The organism is Paenibacillus sp. OAE614, assembly GCF_040546645.1.
Classification (GTDB): domain Bacteria; phylum Bacillota; class Bacilli; order Paenibacillales; family Paenibacillaceae; genus Paenibacillus_AQ; species Paenibacillus_AQ favisporus.
On record NZ_JBEPOD010000001.1, the window covers coordinates 7,118,149 to 7,136,213 of the forward strand.

At 55.7% G+C, this 18,065-nt stretch carries 20 protein-coding genes; 15 read left to right on the forward strand and 5 right to left on the reverse strand.

Annotated features, from left to right (window positions below; all coding sequences use genetic code 11):
- The first annotated feature begins 13 nt into the window (after positions 1-13).
- The 4 genes from ABIE48_RS32610 to ABIE48_RS32625 all read left to right on the forward strand — a co-directional run bounded on the left by ABIE48_RS32610 (position 14) and on the right by ABIE48_RS32625 (position 3,023).
- A complete protein-coding gene (locus ABIE48_RS32610) occupies positions 14-157 on the forward strand; it encodes a hypothetical protein (protein ID WP_192716811.1) in 144 nt (47 codons plus the stop codon).
- Complete coding sequence (locus ABIE48_RS32615) at positions 150-1,445, forward strand: glycosyltransferase family 2 protein (protein WP_192716810.1); 1,296 nt, start codon at positions 150-152, stop codon at positions 1,443-1,445. The genes ABIE48_RS32610 and ABIE48_RS32615 overlap by 8 nt, the downstream gene beginning before the upstream one ends.
- A gap of 70 nt (positions 1,446-1,515) precedes the next feature.
- Positions 1,516-1,884 (forward strand): YuzC family spore coat inner layer protein, encoded by a 369-nt coding sequence (locus ABIE48_RS32620; RefSeq protein ID WP_084203961.1) that lies wholly within the window; start codon positions 1,516-1,518, stop codon positions 1,882-1,884.
- A gap of 278 nt (positions 1,885-2,162) precedes the next feature.
- Entirely contained in the window at positions 2,163-3,023 is an 861-nt protein-coding gene (locus tag ABIE48_RS32625; protein WP_192716809.1) for an effector binding domain-containing protein, read from the forward strand.
- 101 nt (positions 3,024-3,124) lie between these two features.
- Here the strand turns inward: ABIE48_RS32625 and ABIE48_RS32630 are convergent, their stop codons facing one another.
- The gene (locus ABIE48_RS32630) at positions 3,125-4,174 is read right to left on the reverse strand and encodes a 2,3-butanediol dehydrogenase (RefSeq protein ID WP_192716808.1); all 1,050 of its coding nucleotides are present in this window, start codon (positions 4,172-4,174) and stop codon (positions 3,125-3,127) included.
- Positions 4,175-4,340: 166 nt separating this feature from the next.
- On the opposite strand from ABIE48_RS32630, the gene ABIE48_RS32635 reads away from it, so the two are divergent.
- Together ABIE48_RS32635 and ABIE48_RS32640 are read left to right on the forward strand one after the other, a co-directional pair.
- Positions 4,341-5,252, forward strand: coding sequence for a LysR family transcriptional regulator (locus tag ABIE48_RS32635; RefSeq protein WP_192716807.1), 912 nt, complete (start codon positions 4,341-4,343; stop codon positions 5,250-5,252).
- Complete coding sequence (locus ABIE48_RS32640) at positions 5,249-5,569, forward strand: MGMT family protein (RefSeq protein ID WP_192716806.1); 321 nt, start codon at positions 5,249-5,251, stop codon at positions 5,567-5,569. The genes ABIE48_RS32635 and ABIE48_RS32640 overlap by 4 nt, the downstream gene beginning before the upstream one ends.
- Before the next feature lie 81 nt (positions 5,570-5,650).
- Here ABIE48_RS32640 and ABIE48_RS32645 read toward each other — a convergent pair whose 3' ends face one another.
- Both ABIE48_RS32645 and ABIE48_RS32650 read right to left on the reverse strand, forming a co-directional pair.
- On the reverse strand, positions 5,651-6,559 hold the full coding sequence (locus tag ABIE48_RS32645; RefSeq protein ID WP_354520437.1) for a phosphotransferase: 909 nt from the start codon (positions 6,557-6,559) through the stop codon (positions 5,651-5,653).
- Positions 6,560-6,575: 16 nt separating this feature from the next.
- On the reverse strand, positions 6,576-7,577 hold the full coding sequence (locus ABIE48_RS32650) for a phosphotransferase (RefSeq protein ID WP_192716804.1): 1,002 nt from the start codon (positions 7,575-7,577) through the stop codon (positions 6,576-6,578).
- 215 nt (positions 7,578-7,792) lie between these two features.
- Here ABIE48_RS32650 and ABIE48_RS32655 point away from each other — a divergent pair, with 215 nt between their 5' ends.
- The 8 genes from ABIE48_RS32655 to ABIE48_RS32690 all read left to right on the forward strand — a co-directional run bounded on the left by ABIE48_RS32655 (position 7,793) and on the right by ABIE48_RS32690 (position 15,858).
- Positions 7,793-8,644, forward strand: a complete 852-nt coding sequence (locus ABIE48_RS32655; protein WP_192716803.1) for a MerR family transcriptional regulator — start codon at positions 7,793-7,795, stop codon at positions 8,642-8,644.
- Positions 8,641-9,900 carry an MFS transporter gene (locus ABIE48_RS32660; RefSeq protein WP_192716802.1) on the forward strand — a complete coding sequence of 420 codons (1,260 nt, stop codon included), beginning with the start codon at positions 8,641-8,643 and terminating at the stop codon, positions 9,898-9,900. The genes ABIE48_RS32655 and ABIE48_RS32660 overlap by 4 nt, the downstream gene beginning before the upstream one ends.
- Positions 9,901-10,056: 156 nt before the next feature.
- A complete protein-coding gene (locus ABIE48_RS32665) occupies positions 10,057-11,238 on the forward strand; it encodes an NAD(P)/FAD-dependent oxidoreductase (protein ID WP_192716801.1) in 1,182 nt (393 codons plus the stop codon).
- A 34-nt stretch (positions 11,239-11,272) separates the two neighbouring features.
- Positions 11,273-12,130 carry an RNA polymerase sigma factor SigJ gene (sigJ, locus tag ABIE48_RS32670; RefSeq protein ID WP_192716800.1) on the forward strand — a complete coding sequence of 286 codons (858 nt, stop codon included), beginning with the start codon at positions 11,273-11,275 and terminating at the stop codon, positions 12,128-12,130.
- Between the two features lie 149 nt (positions 12,131-12,279).
- Positions 12,280-13,353, forward strand: a complete 1,074-nt coding sequence (locus ABIE48_RS32675; RefSeq protein ID WP_192716799.1) for an acyltransferase — start codon at positions 12,280-12,282, stop codon at positions 13,351-13,353.
- Positions 13,354-13,427: 74 nt separating this feature from the next.
- Positions 13,428-14,354, forward strand: a complete 927-nt coding sequence (locus tag ABIE48_RS32680) for a M15 family metallopeptidase (protein WP_192716798.1) — start codon at positions 13,428-13,430, stop codon at positions 14,352-14,354.
- Between the two features lie 57 nt (positions 14,355-14,411).
- Entirely contained in the window at positions 14,412-14,705 is a 294-nt protein-coding gene (locus ABIE48_RS32685) for an ArsR/SmtB family transcription factor (protein WP_145027822.1), read from the forward strand.
- A 133-nt stretch (positions 14,706-14,838) separates the two neighbouring features.
- A complete protein-coding gene (locus ABIE48_RS32690) occupies positions 14,839-15,858 on the forward strand; it encodes an NADP-dependent oxidoreductase (RefSeq protein WP_260869499.1) in 1,020 nt (339 codons plus the stop codon).
- Positions 15,859-16,068: 210 nt separating this feature from the next.
- Here the strand turns inward: ABIE48_RS32690 and yedF are convergent, their stop codons facing one another.
- Both yedF and yedE read right to left on the reverse strand, forming a co-directional pair.
- Positions 16,069-16,296 (reverse strand): sulfurtransferase-like selenium metabolism protein YedF, encoded by a 228-nt coding sequence (yedF, locus tag ABIE48_RS32695; RefSeq protein WP_076172096.1) that lies wholly within the window; start codon positions 16,294-16,296, stop codon positions 16,069-16,071.
- Positions 16,286-17,494, reverse strand: a complete 1,209-nt coding sequence (yedE, locus tag ABIE48_RS32700; RefSeq protein WP_145027824.1) for a selenium metabolism membrane protein YedE/FdhT — start codon at positions 17,492-17,494, stop codon at positions 16,286-16,288. Before yedE ends, yedF begins: the two co-directional genes overlap by 11 nt.
- Positions 17,495-17,680: 186 nt before the next feature.
- Here yedE and ABIE48_RS32705 point away from each other — a divergent pair, with 186 nt between their 5' ends.
- Entirely contained in the window at positions 17,681-17,998 is a 318-nt protein-coding gene (locus ABIE48_RS32705) for a hypothetical protein (RefSeq protein WP_397342408.1), read from the forward strand.
- The last annotated feature ends 67 nt before the right edge of the window (positions 17,999-18,065 follow it).

Genomic DNA, 18,065 nt, shown 5'->3' on the forward strand with positions numbered 1-18,065 from the left:
GAGGGGCGCCCGCATGTCGTATGCCCAGTGGTTTATACCTGTATGTATCGGCGTCAGCATCCTTTTTGCCGCAGTGGTGCTGGTGCTGACAATCGCTACGCTGATGTTCCGGGCCAAAGTCAAGAAAAAATACGATCGGGGGAATTTCAGTGGCTGACGTCATCCTGCTCCTGTCGATCGTATCGATCTGGATCGCCGTGCTGGAGTCGATTGTCATCATGTCCGGGGCGATCCGGTTTGTGTACAGGCAGAACCGGAGGGCTCTGGTGCGTAGCGGGCAATTGGACGATTTTCCGACCGTGACGGTGATGGTCCCCGCCCATAATGAAGAGTTGGTCATTACCGCGACGGTGGAGCATATTCTGCAGCTGTACTATCCCCCGGACAAGGTCCAGATCATCGTGATCGCCGATAACTGCACCGACCGCACCGCGGACAAGCTGAAGGCACTGAAGGCCAGAACCAGCTATAAAGACAGGGACCTGCTCATTTTGGAAAGAACCGGCACCGGCGGGAAATCCGGAGCTCTGAATGATGCGCTGAAGGAAGCCACCGGCGATTGGATTTGCGTTTATGACGCCGATGCCGCACCCGAGCACAACGCCCTCTACTTTCTGATCCAGAAAGCCATGGAGCAGCCAGAGCGCTACGGTGCGGTGTTCGGACGCAACAAAGCGCGTAACCGCGGGCAGAACCTGCTGTCGCAATTCGTCAACCTGGAGCTGATCACGATTCAACGGGTGCATCATACCGGTCTGTGGGAGCTGTTCGGTCTGGGAACGATCCCCGGGACCAATTTTATCGTCAAACGTTCGCTTATGGAGAATATCGGAGGATGGGATGAGCACGCCATCACGGAAGACACGGCGGTGTCCTTCGAAATTTTGGGCCGCGGCCAGCTGATCGCGCTCGCACCGCAGGCTGAAGCTTATCAGCAGGAGCCGGAAAGGCTCGACGTCTACATGAAGCAGCGCCAGCGCTGGGCCAAAGGCAATTACAGGGTGGTCGTGGACAATATCCACCAGCTGTTTAATCGGAGCAGTTGGCGGATCAAGCTGCACGTGCTTTATTATGCCGCAAGTTATTTTTGGTTCATGGTGGCGATTATCGTTTCCGACCTCATTTTTATCGTTAACCTCGTGTACCAGATCATTGCGCTCTTTCACCCGGACACGGTATCTCCGTTCCAATTCAGCAGTGACCTGTATGTGTATCTGGTCATCGCCTGGGCTCTGATGTACTACATTTATGTTCTTCAGATCAACCTGGCACTGGCCACCGATATCGGACAGAGCAACGTTAGGAACTTCATCCTGTCCTGTGTGTCTTACTTTACGTATGCCCAGCTGTTTCTGGTCATTTCGCTGCTGGCCTTCTGGTCGATGATCGTCGATAAAGTGACGGGCAGGCAGAGCAAATGGTATAAAACCAAGCGCTTTGGTTAGGCGCCTCTCACCATTGCCCAGCCGCGGCATATAATGGACCGACCGGTGCCTACAGAAAGGAGATCACGCCATGAGTTATCCCTCGTACGGTGGATGGTGCCCCCATTATTACCCGCGGCCCTATTACTATTCATGGATTCGTGAATACCCCCAGATCAAGACCGATACCCTCAACCAGTCCATTCAGGGATATTATTCGCTGATGGAGGAGGGCTACAAAATTCTCAACAGGCTGTCGGACCATGCCTTTGCCGTTCAGGTGATGACAGCGGCCCAAGCCGGCAACAAGCAGGAGGTAGACCGGCTGATGAAGTCGATCAGCAGCAGGTCGAAGATTTCGTCCGAGTTTTCTCCGAGCGGAATCGGGATTACCGTCGACCCGTTAGTGGAGACCGACCCTTGCTGCAAACTGGCCATGTTCCTAAAATGGGGAAAATAAACACGCTGCACGGCATAAGTAAGGATCATTCCATTTCCACTGGCAGCCCGGAACCTTCGCGTTTCGGGCTTATTTAACGTTCTATGCGGAGTTCCCAAACAGCCGGCCTTCTTGATTTGTGCTGTCTTCGCCAAACGGAGTGCTGTACCCCCGTGTTCCTGTTGTATACTTAAGTTTAACGGATGGATGTAACGGACAACCTGTTCGGCAATAGCACGGAATGACAGGATTTTGGCGAATGACGGGGTTATGATGACATACGAGGAGTGATCGGATATATGGCATGGGTAGAATCGCTGCAGCGGGCAATCGATTATATGGAGGACCACCTCTCCGAGGACATTACCATCGAGGAGATCGCGAAGCAGGCGCATTCGTCGCCGTTTCACTTTCAGCGGACCTTTACGCTGCTAACGGATATTACGATCGGCGATTATCTTCGGCGCAGGCGGCTGTCTCTCGCGGCAAAGGAGCTGACGGGAACGGATACCAAAATTATCGACCTTGCCTGCAAATACGGGTACGACACTCCCGAGGCGTTCTCGAAAGCTTTTCGCAAGCAGCACGGCGTTACCCCGACGGAGGCGCGGAAAGGGATCGGGAAGCTGAAATTTTATAACCGCCTGGTCATTCAGGTGAGTCTGAAAGGAGCCGAACCGGTGAAATATCATATCGTGGAGAGAGAAGCTTTCCAGGTTGTTGGAGTCAAGCGGGCCTTCTCCTATGAAAATGGCCAGAACCTCGAGGGGATTCCGAAGATGTGGCAGGAGGTCCACCAGAACGGGGTCAACGATCTGTTGTTCCGCGCGAACAGCGGGCAGATCAAGGGTGTGCTCGGCGTATGCGTTGATCAAAGCGCGGTGAGATCGAAGGAGATGGACTACTGGATTGCGACCGAATGCGATCAGGAGGTGCCGGAAGGCTTGGAGAAGCTGGACATCCCGGCATCCAAATGGGTCGTGTTCGAAGTGCTCGGCCCGATGCCGGACGCGATGCAGAGCGCCTGGAAGCGGATTTTCTCCGAATGGTTTCCGTCCAGCGGGTACGAGTATACCGGCACCGCCGAGCTTGAGGTTTATACAGACGAGGATCCTTCCAGTCCGGACCTGTATTCGGAAATTTGGATTCCGGTGAAGTAACGATTTGTATAATCGCTCCAGCCCAAACAAGGCCGCCTCTTTAGAGGCGGCCTTGTTGATGTTGTGCTTGTGAAAAGCAATCGTTGATTTCCGGCCTGCTGTTACGGCTGGATTTTGGTCAAAATTTTAGCCTGGCTTTTGTCCTGGATCAGTAGCTCGAAGCCTTCCTCAATGAGGTTGTCCAGCGCAATTTTCTTCGTGATCACCTGCTTGACGTCCAGTGTACCGTTTGCGATCAATGAAATAATCTCAGGGAAAATGTGGCGGTAGGCCAGGATGGCGGTAACGCTCGCTTCCTTCACCATCAGCTGCATCAGATCAATGCTGGCCGGTTTGGCGAACGCTGCGATCACGACAACCTCGCCGCCCTTCTTGACCGTGTTCACGGCGTTGGTGAACGTCGGCTGGGCGCCAGCCGCTTCAAAGGCCACGTCCACGCCGGTGCCGGTCAATGCGAGGATTTCCTCCTCGGTGTTCTGGCGGGCCCCGTTAATGATCGCCGTCGCACCGATCTCCTGAGCCTTTGCCAGCCGCTCATCCGAGACGTCCACCGCGATGATTTGGGCTGCGCCGGCGGCCTTGGCGGACAAAATGGTAAGGAGACCAATCGGCCCGACACCGAACACGGCCACCTTGTCGCCGACCTTCATGTGGCTGCTGCGCACGGCGTGGAAGGCAACAGCGGTAGGCTCCACCAGCGCGCCTTCCTCCAGCGACACGTGATCGGGCAGCTTATGCACCATATACGGCTGCACGATGGCGTATTCGGCAAAGCCGCCGTTAGCGTTCAGGCCGATGAACCCGAAGCGTTCGCACTGGTTATACCGGCCCTGGCGGCAGTATTCGCATTCGCCGCAGTAGATCAGCGGCTCAATCGTGACCCGGTCGCCCACGCTGACGTTCGTCACGCCATCGCCGACCTCGGCAACCGTACCCGCGAATTCATGCCCCAGCGTAAGCGGTGCCATTTCTCCGGAGATCGGATGCGGCACTCCGGTCTGTACGCCGATACCGTGATGGTACGCATGCAGGTCGCTGCCGCAGATGCCTGTCCATTCCACCTTGACCTTCACTTGTCCGGGATTCACGACGGGTTCCTCGACGTTTTCGATTCGTACGTCTTTCGTTCCATGCCAAACGGCTGCTTTCATATCTATATCTCTCCTTGTCCAAGAAGTGGATGATGGGATTCTCCCTTGCCATAAGCCGGACAAGGGGATCTTACCTCTTTATTGTACTCTCGGATTATGTTTAAATAAATTTAATTGTGGTTACCTTAACTTAAGCTAGACTTATATGAAGAAGGAGATATGCTCGTTGAATATCGATCAGCTGTCTTATGTGGTGGAGGTTGCCCGCGTGAACTCGCTTGCCGAGGCAGCGGGAAATCTGCATATTACCCAATCGGCGATCAGCCAGGCGATCACGAGCCTGGAGCATGAGCTGGGTCTGAAACTGTTCAAGCGCTCCCGGCTGGGCACGTTTCCGACGGCCGAAGGCCAGAGCCTCATCAAGAAGATGACGGAAGCGGCCAAAATGATCCAGGAGATTCGGCTGGAAGCGGAGCACCGGACGCAAATGCTGAACGGCGAGCTGCGGCTGGCCACGATGCCCGCTGAAATGGCCGCGCTGGTCAAGGTTATTTCCCTGCTGCGCAGTGAGCATCCCGGGCTTCAATTTGAAATATCGGAGAAGGGTTCCAAGGAGATTATCAGCGATATCCGGCATGATCTGGTGGACCTTGGCTTTGTAGGTCTGCCGGAAAGCATGCTGCGTCAGGAGGGTCTTGCGTTCGAAGCGGTGTATACAGGCAAATTGATGATTGCTGTACCTCGTATCTCTCCGCTTGCCGCCCGCAAATCGCTGACGCCTGCGGAAGTCCGCGGGCAGTGGTTTGCGCTGTATAAGGACGATTATGTCGAAGCATACATCAAGGAATTTACCCGCCAGTTCGGACCGGTGCAGGTCCTGTTCAAGACCAATAACGGCGGAGCCGTGCAGAGCGCATTGCAAGAGGGTCTTGCCGTGACGGTGGGGCATGATTATTCCTTTTACAGCTTGGGCGGACCGCTCCGCGACAACCTCGTCATGCTGGATGTCGAAGGCTTCGTCCAGGAGCCGGTCCACTTTGGCTGGATTTGGTCGGAGAGCCGGAAGCGGCCGGCGTATAAGTATATTATCGACCGCTTTAAGCATGAATCCCGTTTTGGAGGTTGGAGAAGCCAATGACGCCTTTTACGATGAACGTCATCCACATTATTCAAAATATACCGGAGGGCCGCGTGATGACCTACGGGCAAATCGCCGAGCTGGCGGGGAGCCGGAGAGCGGCAAGGCAGGTCGTGCGCATTCTTCATTCCTTGGGCAGGAAGCACCGTCTTCCCTGGCACCGGGTCGTCAACGCGAAAGGCGAGATCGCCCTTGTGGAGGAGGAGCCGCGCATGCTGCAAATTCTGTATTTGAAGGGCGAGGGGGTAGAGGTCGATGCCGAGGGACGGATTGACTTGGAGGTTTACCGCTATCATCCGGAGCCTGGGGTGGACTGAGGCCTGACCACAGACTCCCTTCGTTCCGTTGAACGGCGGCGGGAACACCATCTCGATGAAGGATGAGCATGGCCGGGGAACTCAGGAGGAAGTGAGCAATGCGCCCAGCTCTTTTTGATATTGCATGAATCGGTCTGCAGAGGGGATGACCCGTGCGGCAGACTGGATCCCGCCGATTTTGATGCTTCGGACGACGGGATACGGTGCAGACAGCAGTGCATGCAGTAGGGAGAGATCCGGAGCGCTAAGCTGCCGGTGCCGCTGGTAGTATTCGACGGCGCGCAGCATTCCGCCCGCGTTCCAGGTGAAATTGCGGTGGAGAATGTGGGCTAAGTCCTTCATTCGCACATGCTGTGAGCTGTTTTCAAAGTCAATCAGATGCAGCTTTCCCCGCTTGTCTTTAATCAAGTTGGGATAATTATAATCTCCATGGATAAAAGCAGATGCCTGCTGCTCCGCTGTAATCGCCGCAAGAACGGCGGGCTCTCGCAGCCGGCTGATCACTTCTTCGCAAGGAGGGACTAAGTGGCGTGTATTTTCGTAGTACCCAAGCAGGACCTTATAATCCGAGACATCTTTCTCCAAGTCGAAATAACGTATCCTAGAGGCGGGAGCCTCCCCTGCAGGAAAGCCTTCGGCGGCAGCGTGAAACCTGGCCAGCGCACGCAGACCTTTCCTCAAATCCGCTGCTGACCCAAAATCCGGCTGCCTTCCGTGCACCCAATTCGTCAGCATGTACACCGAGCCCTGATGGATCATGACCGGTGAAAGCGCGGTTGTAGGGTATACTTTTGGACTGCGGGTAAATCCCCTTTCGTCCAGGCAGGCAAAGACCCGGGCTATATAGAAGACTTCTTCCACTTGAACATCGTAGCCCTTCAAGCAGTAAGTACCCAGAGGAGTCCGAATTCGGAACACGTCCTTCACCCGTCTGATTTCACGGATTCTCATGCCGTAGGTTTCTTCAATGCCGGTCCTGAAGTCCGTCACAAACATCACCCCTTGGTTATAGATTTGCCCACCTGCTCATGTATTCCATCGCCTGACGCCTGAGCACCCAGGTCTGGTCCATGGTCTTCAGCATCTCGGCGCTTCTGTTGCTCCGTGGGAACCGGACGGCATACCAGGCTTCTCTCGGCAAGCCGTATAATGCCGTGACCAATCTTCGCTCCGGTGGGCTTAAGGGCCGGATCCCTTCGTATCCTCTAAGAAAAGCCTCCATGAATGTGGTATTAAACCCGGTCGTATTCATGATCGTCTTGGCCGTATCCGCATAGGTGGAGCCGACTCTGATAAAATCCCAGTCTATAATATGAAGACGCTCGTCATTTGCGATAATGACATTCGGCGGCGTGATATCGCCGTGAATTAAGGCCGGATTAGCCTTTTCCTGGGCGCAAAGCCGCGAAATATCCGGATGGCGGATTTCGGACCATGCCTCATCAGAGAAGCGTTTCCAAGCCGCGCCGTATTTCCCGACGGCTCTTCGGAGCGCCGGATTCGCGGAAGTTGCTTGAACCAAGTTTTTCCGCAGATAACGATCCTTGACTTTCCACAGCCGAACTTGCTCCAACGTAGCCGATTTCGGTGTGGGCGGCAGCCCGCAGCGGAGGGTGTGAAGCTTTGCCAAGGCATGGCCCAGCTGCTCACAATCCTGCTCCGTCCCCATTGGCCGTCCATGAATCCACTCCGTCATATAATATGGCTGCCCCTGGCGCATGACCCACAGCTTTCCCGAGTCGGCAGGAAGCCAGTCCGGCATAAAGCCATAGTCGTTGTTCATTAACAGACGAACATACTTTGCGGCTGTTTTGATTTGGGCAGCCAGACCTGAGCGAAGGTGGGGTTTCCGGTTATACGGCTTTAATGCAAACGTGCCCAGGTTCGTCTGGATCTGGATCACGGCGTTTTTCCGGTAAAACGATGAGATAGGCGTGGAGCGAAGGGTTTGCAGACGGAAACGCCGGGAAATGCTGCGGATTTCCCTTTGACTCAGTAGATGTGACATGGATGGGTCTCCCTCCGTTAGAAAGTAACTTAGACAGCAGCGCATGGTGTGGTGACCGTTGATTTTTTATCGTATTCTTTATGTCATGAAAGGTATGGACATTCGCCTTGGATTTCGTAAAAGCTTATGGTTTCTTGGGACGATGGACGCTGGCACAGGGGTTGACTTTCCACTTAAGGGAAAGCTTTATACTGGAGCGGAGAGGAGGCTGGGAAATGTTCAAAATTACGGAATTTTCGAAAATTAGCCAGGTATCGGCCAAAGCGCTTCGCTATTACGACCAGATCGGGCTGTTGAAGCCGTCTTATACCGATCCGGATACGGGATACCGATTCTATACGGCAGACCAGCTGAAGCGGGTTCACCGGATTCTGGTGTTTAAGGACCTGGGGTTCACCTTGGAGCAGATGATTCCGCTGCTGGACGGAGCCTTGGGCACGGAACCGATGCGGGCGATGCTTCTTCATAAATCGGCCGAAATTGCCGAGATGCTGAGGGAGGAGCAGGCCCGCCTGAACCGGATCGAGGCCCGGCTGGATGAGCTGGACCGGAGTGGGGATGGAGAGCCGCCCCTGGATGTCGTCGTGAGACAGACCGGCCCTGAATGGATCGCCTCCATTCGGGAAGTCACCTCCAAATCGAAGGTTCCGGGGCTGATCCGGGAGCTGCGGCAGGCCGTCAAGACGCTGTACAAGGGCAATCTGGACCAAAGGGTGATCGTTCTGTGGCACAGCTGCGCCGAATGCGAAGACGCCGTGGACCTGGAGGTAGGCGTTCCGGTTGCGGGCCCCCTCCCGGACCAAGGCCGGATCCGGGTTAGGGAGCTGAAAGGCGCCAAGCTTGCTTGTATAGCCCATTCCGCAGGCCTAGCGGGTTCCTATGAGGTCACGGCCAAGCTGGCCGGTTGGCTTGAGGAACAGGGATACGGCATTTCGGAGCAGGAACCGAGCCGGGAGATTTACTGGGAACTGCCGGACCAGCCGGCCAGCCCGGTGTTGTCCGAGCTGCAGATGCCGATCGTGGACAGACCGGGCGGAGCTCCCGGGGCAAAGGGGGGACAGGCATGAGGGAAAGAAAACGGGTTCCGTCCGGTATCCTGCAGGTCCTCCTGCTGGCGGTGGGCATTTTTGTGATCAGTACGTCAGAGCTGCTCCCGATGGGTCTGCTGCCGGACATCGGACGGCAGTACGAGGTCACCGTTCAGACGGCAGGCTGGCTCGTCACCGCCTATGCGCTCGGGGTTGTCGCGGGAGGACCGCTGCTGACGGTTGCCACAGTCGGGGTCCCCCGCAAACGTCTGCTCCTATACATGCTGGCCCTGTTCGGGGCAGGGAGCCTGCTCAGCGCTGTCGCGCCTTCCTTCGGACTGCTGATCGCCTCCCGCGTCGTCAGCGCCGTGGCCCAGGGGGCCTTCTTCGGTGCCGCCGTCGTCATGGCAGGCCAGCTGGCGGCTCCGGGACGGGAAGGCACGGCCATATCTCTGGCCGGGTCGGGGCTGACGATTGCGACGGTCATCGGCGGGCCGCTGGGCACGCTGCTCGGACAGCAGTTCGGCTGGCGCTTTCCGTTTTGGATGCTGGTCATCATTACGCTGCTCGTCGGAGCGGGCATCCTGTGGAAGATTCCAGACATGCCGCAGGTGACACGGCCTCAGATCCGCCGGCAGCTCGGGCAGGTCGCGCGTACGGGCCCGGTACTGGCCCTTTTCACGACGGTATTCGGATTTGGCGGCGTCTTTTTGGCCTTTACGTATATCTCCCCGATCCTGCAGGAGATCACGGGGCTGCCGGAGGAGCGCATTTCAATCGTGCTGCTGCTGTTTGGGCTGGCGTCGGTGATCGGGAATGCCGCTGGAGGCAAGCTGGCCGACCGGCATCTCCATACGGCTCTCTTGGGCAGTATGGGCCTGCTGCTGGCAGTGATGATCGCCTTTTATTTCACGAGCACTTCGATCGTTCCCGCGCTCATTACAGTGTTTGTGTGGGGAGCGGCCGCGTACGCGATGGTCACTCCGCTGAACGTCCAGGTGCTGCGGCGATCCGGCTCGGCGCAGGATTTGGCCTCCACCCTGAACATCTCTGCCTTTAATCTCGGCAATGCGCTTGGCGCCTTTATCGGCGGGTATGTGGCGGAGAGCAGGCTGGGGCTGTCCGGACTGCCGCTGGCTTCGGCCGTGATTGTGGCCATTGGCATCGCCTTAGCCGCGGGCAGCGTGATGCTGGATCGCTCGAAGCCAGGAAGCGCAGGGGCAGCGGGACAGGCGGAATGCGTGAATACTGCAGGCGAGGCGTCTTGCGGAATGAATCCCGGCGCCCAGTCATAGATTGCAGGAAGCCGGATCATAGAAGCCGGTGAGACCTCCCGAAGGCGGGAGGTTTTTTTTGGCATGTGCCGCTTTTTTCTTTTTTTCTGCTTTCAGTGTCACAAATGCTTCCCCTTCCTCGTGATATATGCAAAACCAAAGCGGGGAGTGGACGTTATGGAAAAGTTAACATGCGTCGTGGTCGGCGGCGGCTACGCCGGAATCAATGCGGTCAAGGCTTTGCAAAAATCGCTTAAAGGGGCTGGCCGGGAACTCAGGCTCATCCTGATCAACAAGGATCCTTATCACCTTCGCAAGGTGCTGCTGTTCAAGCCGGCGGCTCTGCAGGAGGACATTGCCGTCCCCTTGAGACGCTTGTTCCCGGAAGGGGAAGGCGTAGACCTCGTTCAGGGGGAGGTCACGCGTGTGGATTTTGAAGCCAGGCAGCTGATCTACAGCCGCAGTGAGGGCGGGGACGCACGCCTTGGATATGACATCCTGGTGATGGCGGCGGGGAGCATGGTCCGGCGCCCACAGCCGGATCAGGGCGGTATCGCGCTGACCTCGCCGGAAGCGGCTGAGCAGATCCGCCGGATGTGGAAGCAGAATCTACGCGAGGCGGCCGGCGCCAGTGCGGAGGAACGCGCCAAGCTGCTGACGTTTGCCGTGGCCGGAGGGGGCATCAGCGGCATTGAAACCTCGGCCGAACTGGCTCATGCCATTCGTGCCGATGCCGAAGGTATGGGTCTCAATCCCGCAGACATCCGGGTGTACCTGGTCAATGCCGAGGAGCGGTTGTTTGCGCAGGGGCCGGCGAAGGTGTCCCGCAAACTGGAGCGGCTGCTAGCCGATGAGGGGGTCACTACACTGCACGGACGCAAGGTCATCCGGGAACGCGGCGGGGTGATCGCCCTTTCGGACGGGAGCGAAATTTCCGCAGGGCTTTGCGTATGGACGCTTGGCATCGTGCCGAATCCAAGGCTTTCCAGCATGGGCTTCCCGGTTACTGCGGAAGGAAAAGTGGTTGTCGATGCGAGCTATCGGGTGGAAGGCAAACCTGGCGTCTACAGCATTGGAGATTGCGCACAGATCGTTGATCCGGAGACGGGCCGGGCGGACGGCATGACCTGCAAGGAAGCCGGCGCTCAGGCAGTCAGGCTCGGCCAGGTCGTGGCGGCGGATGTCGAGGGCCGTCCTGCACCTGTCCATAAAGGGTACATGGATGTCTTCTGCTTCGGCCTTGGTCCGGCCAAAGGAATGGTCTGGACCCGGCAGTGGGGACTCGATATGATCATACAAGGGAGACTCGGCTGGAATATTCGGAAATTCACCTGGGATCATGCGAGTCTGCTCAAGTGAGCAACGCCATGCCAGTAGGAAAGGTGAGCAATCCATGAGGGAACTGTATGAGAATTACCGTCCGCTGCTGTTTTCGATCGCTTATCAAATGATGGGCTCCGTGTCCGATGCGGAGGATGCGGTGCAGGACGTTTTCGTGAAGCTGGCGGACCGGGACCTGGCACAGCTGAAAGAACCGAAATCCTACCTGTGCAAAATGGTTTCGAACCGCTGCCTGGATATGCTGAAATCCACCCAGAGGCAGCGGGAGCAGTACTTCGGGCCATGGCTGCCCGAGCCGATCGAGACGTCGGCGGAGGATACCGCCGAAACCGTGGTACGCGGGGAGCTGCTGTCCTACGCGATGCTGGTGCTTCTGGAGCGGCTGTCCCCGCTGGAGCGCGCCGTCTTTATCCTTCGGGAGGCGCTGGGCTTTGAATATCCGGACATTGCGGAACTCGTCGAGAAAACGGAGGTATACTGCCGCAAGCTGTTCAGCCGGGCCCGTGCCAAAATGGGGTTCGATCCCGAGATGCCGATTCAGCCGGAAGCTGCGGACGAAGAGTGGGTCCACCGGTTTCTGTCGGCTCTGGAGCAGGGCAGCATGGATTCCGTGCTGTCTCTGCTCTCGAAGGACGTCGTCATCACCTCCGACGGGGGCGGCAAGGCGTCCGCGGCGGTTCATCCGATCGTGTCGCCGATCTTCGTCGCCCGCTTTGCGCTGAGCGTGTATCGCAAGTTTTCGGCCGCTGACGGAGACATCCAGATTGAGCATGTCTCACTGAACGGCCAGCCTGGGATTGTGTTCCGGTCTCAGGAGGGGGTCGAAGGCGCCATGCTTCTCCATGTGGAAGGTGACCGGATTCGTGATCTGTTTGTCGTCAGAAACCCCGATAAGCTTCAGCATCTATAGAACGGTGGGTTAACGCAGCAGTTAAAGGCCCCGGGAATCATCCCGCGGGCCTTTTGCTTTTCGCCCCCTAGAAAATACCTTGGTAACCGCCCCCACCTTATGGGTAATGACCTCTATAAGGCTGAATCCTGACATCTGGGGTGGACATTGTGGGAAAAAGAGAGAGGATAACCTATCTGGAGCTGCTGAGAGGTATACTGATCATCGCGGTGGTTGCCATTCATACAACTTCGTTTTCGGTCACGAAGCTAACGACCGGTTCAACGTTATACCCGCTGTACTATATCGTAAACGTCGGCTGTAATTTCGCCGTTCCGGGATTTCTGTTCCTGAGCGCGCTCCTGCTGTTCTATCATTACGACGGGAGGCAGCTGAGCTGGCTTTCATTTTATAAAAAGCGGATCAAGAAAGTCGTGGTTCCGTATCTGTTCTGGTCCTTTTTATATGCGGCCTATTACACGTACGCTCACGGGCTCTCGCTGGAGCAGGGCTGGCATCGATTCTGGAGCAACCTGCCGCTGGGGAATAATTACGAGCATTTGTACTTCATGATCATTATCGCGCAGTTCTACCTGCTGTTTCCGCTGTTTATGCTGCTGCAGAAAATTCCGGTGCTGAAACGCCATCCGCTCGTCTTCGGGATCGCCGTCCAGCTGGCCATCTATTTGCTGAACTATTATGTATGGCATATGGACGAAATCGGTACGTTTATCGGATCGTATATGCTGTATTTATACCTGGGGGCTTATGCTGCCAAAAAGATGAGGGAGAAGGGCGTCCGACAAGCGTTTGGCTCAGGCGCGGGCTGGATGTCGGCAGCGTTTATAGCGGCTGCAGCCGTGTATATTGGGCAGAAATGGCTGCAGACTGCCGCTCCGCACTGGGTTCCACAGCCTTATCTATCGTACATGAACAAGCTGTCCGAAGGCTTGTATTTCTCACTGGCCTGCTTATTCCTGCTGCAGCTGGCGCGGAAATTCCGTCAAGGAAGCCCGCTGTACAAGACACTGTTTTCGCTCGGGACGTATTCCTACGGCATTTACCTGCTGCATCCATTCTTCCTGCTCCTGTGGCGGGAATATGTGCAGCAGACCGGACCGTTCACTTATCATTTGCTTGTATGGGCCGGCGGGGCGCTGTCTATCCTGCTGTCCTGGGCGATCGTTAAGGCGGTCTCCCGAACGCCCCTGGCACCTTACATTGTTGGCGAATCCGCGAAATAGTCATAATTTCCCCTATTCATTTCCCAAGCGATCCTCTATTATATTACACAGGCATTGAAGGAGGACACGATGAAATGAGAAAGTGGTTTTTCATGCTCGCAGTCATCGTCATCCTGGTGCTGGTGGGCTTTAGAAGCGTACAGCATCAGATCGGCGGCTCGGGCACAAAGCATGTTAAGACAGAAACGGAACAGGAAGCCGCCAAGCAGGGCGGAGCTTCGTCGAAGCCGGAAGATGGATCCCCTTCCAAGGAAGAAAGTCCGTATTTGGACGTCAGCTCGAATCAGGTGCATCTGGGCAACCTGCTGCTGGTCAACAAGGATCATCCCGTTTCCGGGGATGCGGTAAAGAAAGATGTTGTCAATCTGTTTGATCATAAAGACCTGATGGAAGGATACAGCCTGCTGGACGCGCATATTATGCTGTCCGAGGATTTGGCACGCCATTTTATGACTATGGTGGACGCGGCCAGGAAGGACGGCGTGGATCATTTTCTCATCAGCAGCGGCTACCGCGATTTTGACAAGCAGGAGGAGCTGTATAAGGAAAAAGGCTCCGAGTACGCCCTTCCGGCCGGTGCCAGCGAGCATAATTTAGGGCTCTCTATGGATATCGGTTCCAGTTTGAAGGAGATGGATAAGGCGCCGGAAGGCAAATGGCTGAAGGAGAACGCCTGGAAGTACGGCTTTATTTTGCGTTATCCCGAAGACAAAATCAGCATTACCGGCATCCAATATGAACCGTGGCACTTCCGGTATGTCGGCCTGCCGCACAGCGCCGTGATGTATGAGAAGAATATGGCGCTGGAAGAATATCTGGACTATCTAAAGCAGCAGGGGAAGATCACGGAGACGGTGGAGGGCAAGACCTACGAGATCGCTTATTACCCGTCGGTCGATATGGGAAAAATTGATAAGCCGGCTTCTGCAAACTATGAAATTTCCGGGGATAATATCGATGGGGTCATTGTTACGACCGAGAAAGAGCAGGCAGCGGAATAGGGGATGTAACAATTTGGCTGCTTGACTCTGCCGAAGGCAAAGGAGTAGGATAGTTGCATGACTATCAAACTAACGTCAAAAGACGATGAGAAGCGGGCCAAAATTTTCAAGGCGCTGTCGGAAGTGAAACGGATCGAAATGATCCGGTATCTGGTTCGGCATCCGGAACACAAAACATGCGGTGAGGTCGGCGAATCGCTTGGGATGGACAAATCCAACGTGTCTTATCATCTCAAGATTTTGTATGAGGCCGATTTGATCCACATTTACCGGAGGGGCCAGAATAAATACGGACAGCTTAGAGAGGATACGTTTAGCGCATTTTTACCGGGTTTCCTGGACAGTCTATGATTGGGCGGGAAACCCCTCTTTATTCTCTGTAATTTGAAAGTTTTAAAACTATCAGATTAATACCAGGTGGTTTTGAGGCCGTGTAGTCATCGCCTTTTGATCCAATTCTAAACGATGGAGATGTGAATATTGTATGGTACAACCATTGATGAACCGTTCGATTCTGTTACAATCGCGCCCGGTAGGTATGCCGGGACCCGAAAACTTTGAGTTCCGCGAAGGGAACGTCCAGGAGCCGCAAGAAGGACAAGCCGTCATCCGCACACTGTATCTGTCGGTGGACCCTTATATGCGGGGAAGAATGAGCGACGCGAAGTCGTATGTGGAGCCGTTCAAGCTGAATGAGGTCATTTCCGGCGGGATCGTCGGCGAAGTGGTGGAATCGAAGTCCGGTGACCTGCAGCCAGGGGACAAGGTCATCGGCATGCTGGGCTGGCGGCTGTATAACACGGTCGATGCCGGCAGCGTCCGCAAGCTCGATCCGTCGATCGCGCCGTTGTCCGCTTACTTGAGCGTGCTGGGCCTGACCGGATTGACGGCCTATTTCGGTCTGCTGGATATCGGCAAGCCGAAGGCAGGGGAAACCGTCGTCGTCTCGGGAGCCGCCGGTTCCGTCGGCATGTTCGTGGGCCAGATCGCCAAGATCCAGGGCACCCGCGTCGTCGGCATCGCAGGTACGGATGAGAAATGCGAGTACCTGACCCGCGAGCTCGGCTTTGATGCGGCGGTGAACTATAAAGCCGACAATTTCCAAGAAGAGCTGGCAGCGGCATGTCCGAACGGGGTCGACGTGTATTTTGACAATGTCGGCGGCAGTGTATCCGATGCAGTCATGAACCTGCTGAACGACTATGCGCGGATTCCGCTGTGCGGCGCGATTTCGTCCTACAACAGCACGGAGGATGTGGGTCCGAGAATTTTGTCCAAGCTGATCAAGACCCGCTCAATGATCAAAGGTTTTGTGCTGAGCGATTATGCCTCCCGCCAAGCTGAGGGCATGCAGCAGCTGGGACAGTGGCTGGCCGAAGGCAAGCTGAAATACGAAGAAACGATCGTCGAGGGCTTTGACCATGTGATCGACGCATTCCTGCAGCTGTTCCAGGGTACGAATCTCGGTAAAATGTTAGTAAAAGTCAGCGATCCGCAAGCCTAAAAATGGGCGCGACGAAAAAAACATCTTGATCTGGTATGCATTTCATACGTTATGATCAAGTCAGGGAACGGCCGGAGGCCGCCGGCGTTACTGCGGTCATCGCGGGCGTGACGGGGACTCTCTTGGCGCTGTTCCTTGTCTGTTATGTAAAAAAGGATTAGAGCGGTTATCGCTCTAATCCTTTTTTTGGTCTTCAACGTATGCCGCTGCTTACGCGCGGATATAGAACAAAAACTCCTGCCCGTTCCGGACGGGATCCTGTTCCAGCGTATACCCGTGCTTCACGACTTCCTCCGGTACGTTGCGGAAGGAAGAAGGACAGTCGGTAATGACCTGCAGCAGCTGGCCTTTCTTCAAGTCACGCAGCGTTTCGAGCGTGTAAATGACCGGATACGGGCAGGATTCTCCGCGGAGATCGAGCGTAAAATCAATGGACATGTTTTGTTTCCCCTTTCTTAAAGCCGATGCCAAACCGGTAGTTTTTTTGCCAGTACACGGCGATACCAAAGCCGACCGCCAGCAAAGCCAGCGTCAGAATGATCGCACCGGCCGGTCCCATTGCCGTAATAAGGTTGATCGGTTTGCCTGGCTTCACGATGGCATTGAAAATGCCGAGGTGGTCCCAGGCGTATGCCAAAGCGGTGGCTCCCGCAATGTTGCCGATGAATACAGGCAGGAATACTACCTGGCCTTCCATCAGACGGTACATCATGCCGGTTTCGCAGCCGCCGGCCATGACGATGCCGATGCCGAACAGGATGCCGCCGATCAGCGTGCTCGGCGCGGCGATCTTCGTAATCGGATCCATTCCGTTGACCAGAATAATGATCAGCGTGGCGACGGAGCTGACGGCCATTCCGACGAAGATCGCCTTCGTCATGGCTGCCCGTCCGCTAATCCAGAGATCGCGGAATGCGGACGTAAAGCAAATCTGTCCCCGTTCAATCAGAATGCCGAAGGCGGCCCCGAACAAAGCGGCCGTGCCCAGCATCGTTTTGCCTGCTGCATAGAAATAGACGATCAGAACCGCATACGCGAGCGCCAGAACGGCACCGACGTAGGGCTGGATCTTCTTGCGGGCCGCGGAAGGCGCGGCGGCATTACCCTTCAGAAGGGTGGGCTTCCCCTTCCACCAGGAGGTATTCACCAGCTTGGTCCCGAGGTATGTACCGATTGCGGTAGCTGCAATAAAAATCCAGGAATGGAGGGAAAACTGCGGCACGCCCGTGAAAAACGCCGCCAGATTGCAGCCGAGGGCAAGCCGTGCCCCGAAGCCGGCGACAAAACCTCCGGCCAGCCCCTGAAGCAGCCGGCGTTTCTGCCGCGGCACCCTGATTTTGAAGCTGTTGCTGAGCAGAATCATGATCAGCGCACCGATGAACATGCCCCACACGATCCATCCGTCGGTCCGGGTGAACGTCGTTCCGTTCATATGGATCAGCTGAAAGTAGGCCCAATCCGAAATATCCACGCCGCACCATTCCAGAAGATGACCGCCCAGACGGGTAAACTCCCCGGTAACGGCCCAGACCGTGCCGGTGATACCAAAATACACAGCGCTTAAAATACCGGCCAGCGCCATGGCCAAATAAGGGCTCCAGTATCGGTTAAATACCTTGTCGTATACCTGCTTCATTCTCGTCCAACATTTCCTTTCCGCACAGCCCTGATGAGGGGGCTGTTGAATTCGTCGTTTCGCTCTCCCAATGGTTTCCTTGCATTCCATAAGGATGCCATTCTATTCTACAACAACAGGACGAAATGAGAAGAGGATTTTTCGCACCGGGCGATGCCCATGGAGTTCGGAGGAAGTTGTGGTACAATGGCTCTAGTCAAACAAAGATTGGAGATGATTTCGCCCATGAACAAGCCGCTCAAACAACAAGAGCTGATTTCATATATTGCCGAGGAAACCCAAGCCGACAGGGACAGCATTACGCTCGTCCTGAAGCATGAGGAAGCCTATATTAACAACGCCAAGGCCGATGTGCAAGGCGAGGTGGAGATCGACATGGACGATTTGGTCGATTATGTGCTGAGCCGCCGCGATATCAAGCTGGACGAGATGACTGTAGAAGCCATTTTGGAGGCGGAGATGGACTTTTTGATGGACCAGGGATTGGCCAGCTACGAGGACTAGGCAGTCGGACCATGCAGACAGACGGAAAAACCGCTCCGAGCGTTTGTACGGCATCCCCCAATGGTAG

Bases quoted from the DNA above. Each gene is read 5' to 3' on its own strand.
- ABIE48_RS32610 (WP_192716811.1), top strand. From the start codon at position 14: ATGTCGTATGCCCAGTGGTTTATACCTGTATGTATCGGCGTCAGCATC.
- ABIE48_RS32620 (WP_084203961.1), top strand. From the start codon at position 1,516: ATGAGTTATCCCTCGTACGGTGGATGGTGCCCCCATTATTACCCGCGG.
- ABIE48_RS32625 (WP_192716809.1), top strand. From the start codon at position 2,163: ATGGCATGGGTAGAATCGCTGCAGCGGGCAATCGATTATATGGAGGAC.
- ABIE48_RS32630 (WP_192716808.1), bottom strand. From the start codon at position 4,174: ATGAAAGCAGCCGTTTGGCATGGAACGAAAGACGTACGAATCGAAAAC.
- ABIE48_RS32640 (WP_192716806.1), top strand. From the start codon at position 5,249: ATGACGCCTTTTACGATGAACGTCATCCACATTATTCAAAATATACCG.
- ABIE48_RS32650 (WP_192716804.1), bottom strand. From the start codon at position 7,577: ATGTCACATCTACTGAGTCAAAGGGAAATCCGCAGCATTTCCCGGCGT.
- ABIE48_RS32655 (WP_192716803.1), top strand. From the start codon at position 7,793: ATGTTCAAAATTACGGAATTTTCGAAAATTAGCCAGGTATCGGCCAAA.
- ABIE48_RS32660 (WP_192716802.1), top strand. From the start codon at position 8,641: ATGAGGGAAAGAAAACGGGTTCCGTCCGGTATCCTGCAGGTCCTCCTG.
- ABIE48_RS32665 (WP_192716801.1), top strand. From the start codon at position 10,057: ATGGAAAAGTTAACATGCGTCGTGGTCGGCGGCGGCTACGCCGGAATC.
- sigJ (WP_192716800.1), top strand. From the start codon at position 11,273: ATGAGGGAACTGTATGAGAATTACCGTCCGCTGCTGTTTTCGATCGCT.
- ABIE48_RS32680 (WP_192716798.1), top strand. From the start codon at position 13,428: ATGAGAAAGTGGTTTTTCATGCTCGCAGTCATCGTCATCCTGGTGCTG.
- ABIE48_RS32685 (WP_145027822.1), top strand. From the start codon at position 14,412: ATGACTATCAAACTAACGTCAAAAGACGATGAGAAGCGGGCCAAAATT.
- ABIE48_RS32690 (WP_260869499.1), top strand. From the start codon at position 14,839: ATGGTACAACCATTGATGAACCGTTCGATTCTGTTACAATCGCGCCCG.
- yedF (WP_076172096.1), bottom strand. From the start codon at position 16,296: ATGTCCATTGATTTTACGCTCGATCTCCGCGGAGAATCCTGCCCGTAT.
- yedE (WP_145027824.1), bottom strand. From the start codon at position 17,494: ATGAAGCAGGTATACGACAAGGTATTTAACCGATACTGGAGCCCTTAT.
- ABIE48_RS32705 (WP_397342408.1), top strand. From the start codon at position 17,681: ATGGCTCTAGTCAAACAAAGATTGGAGATGATTTCGCCCATGAACAAG.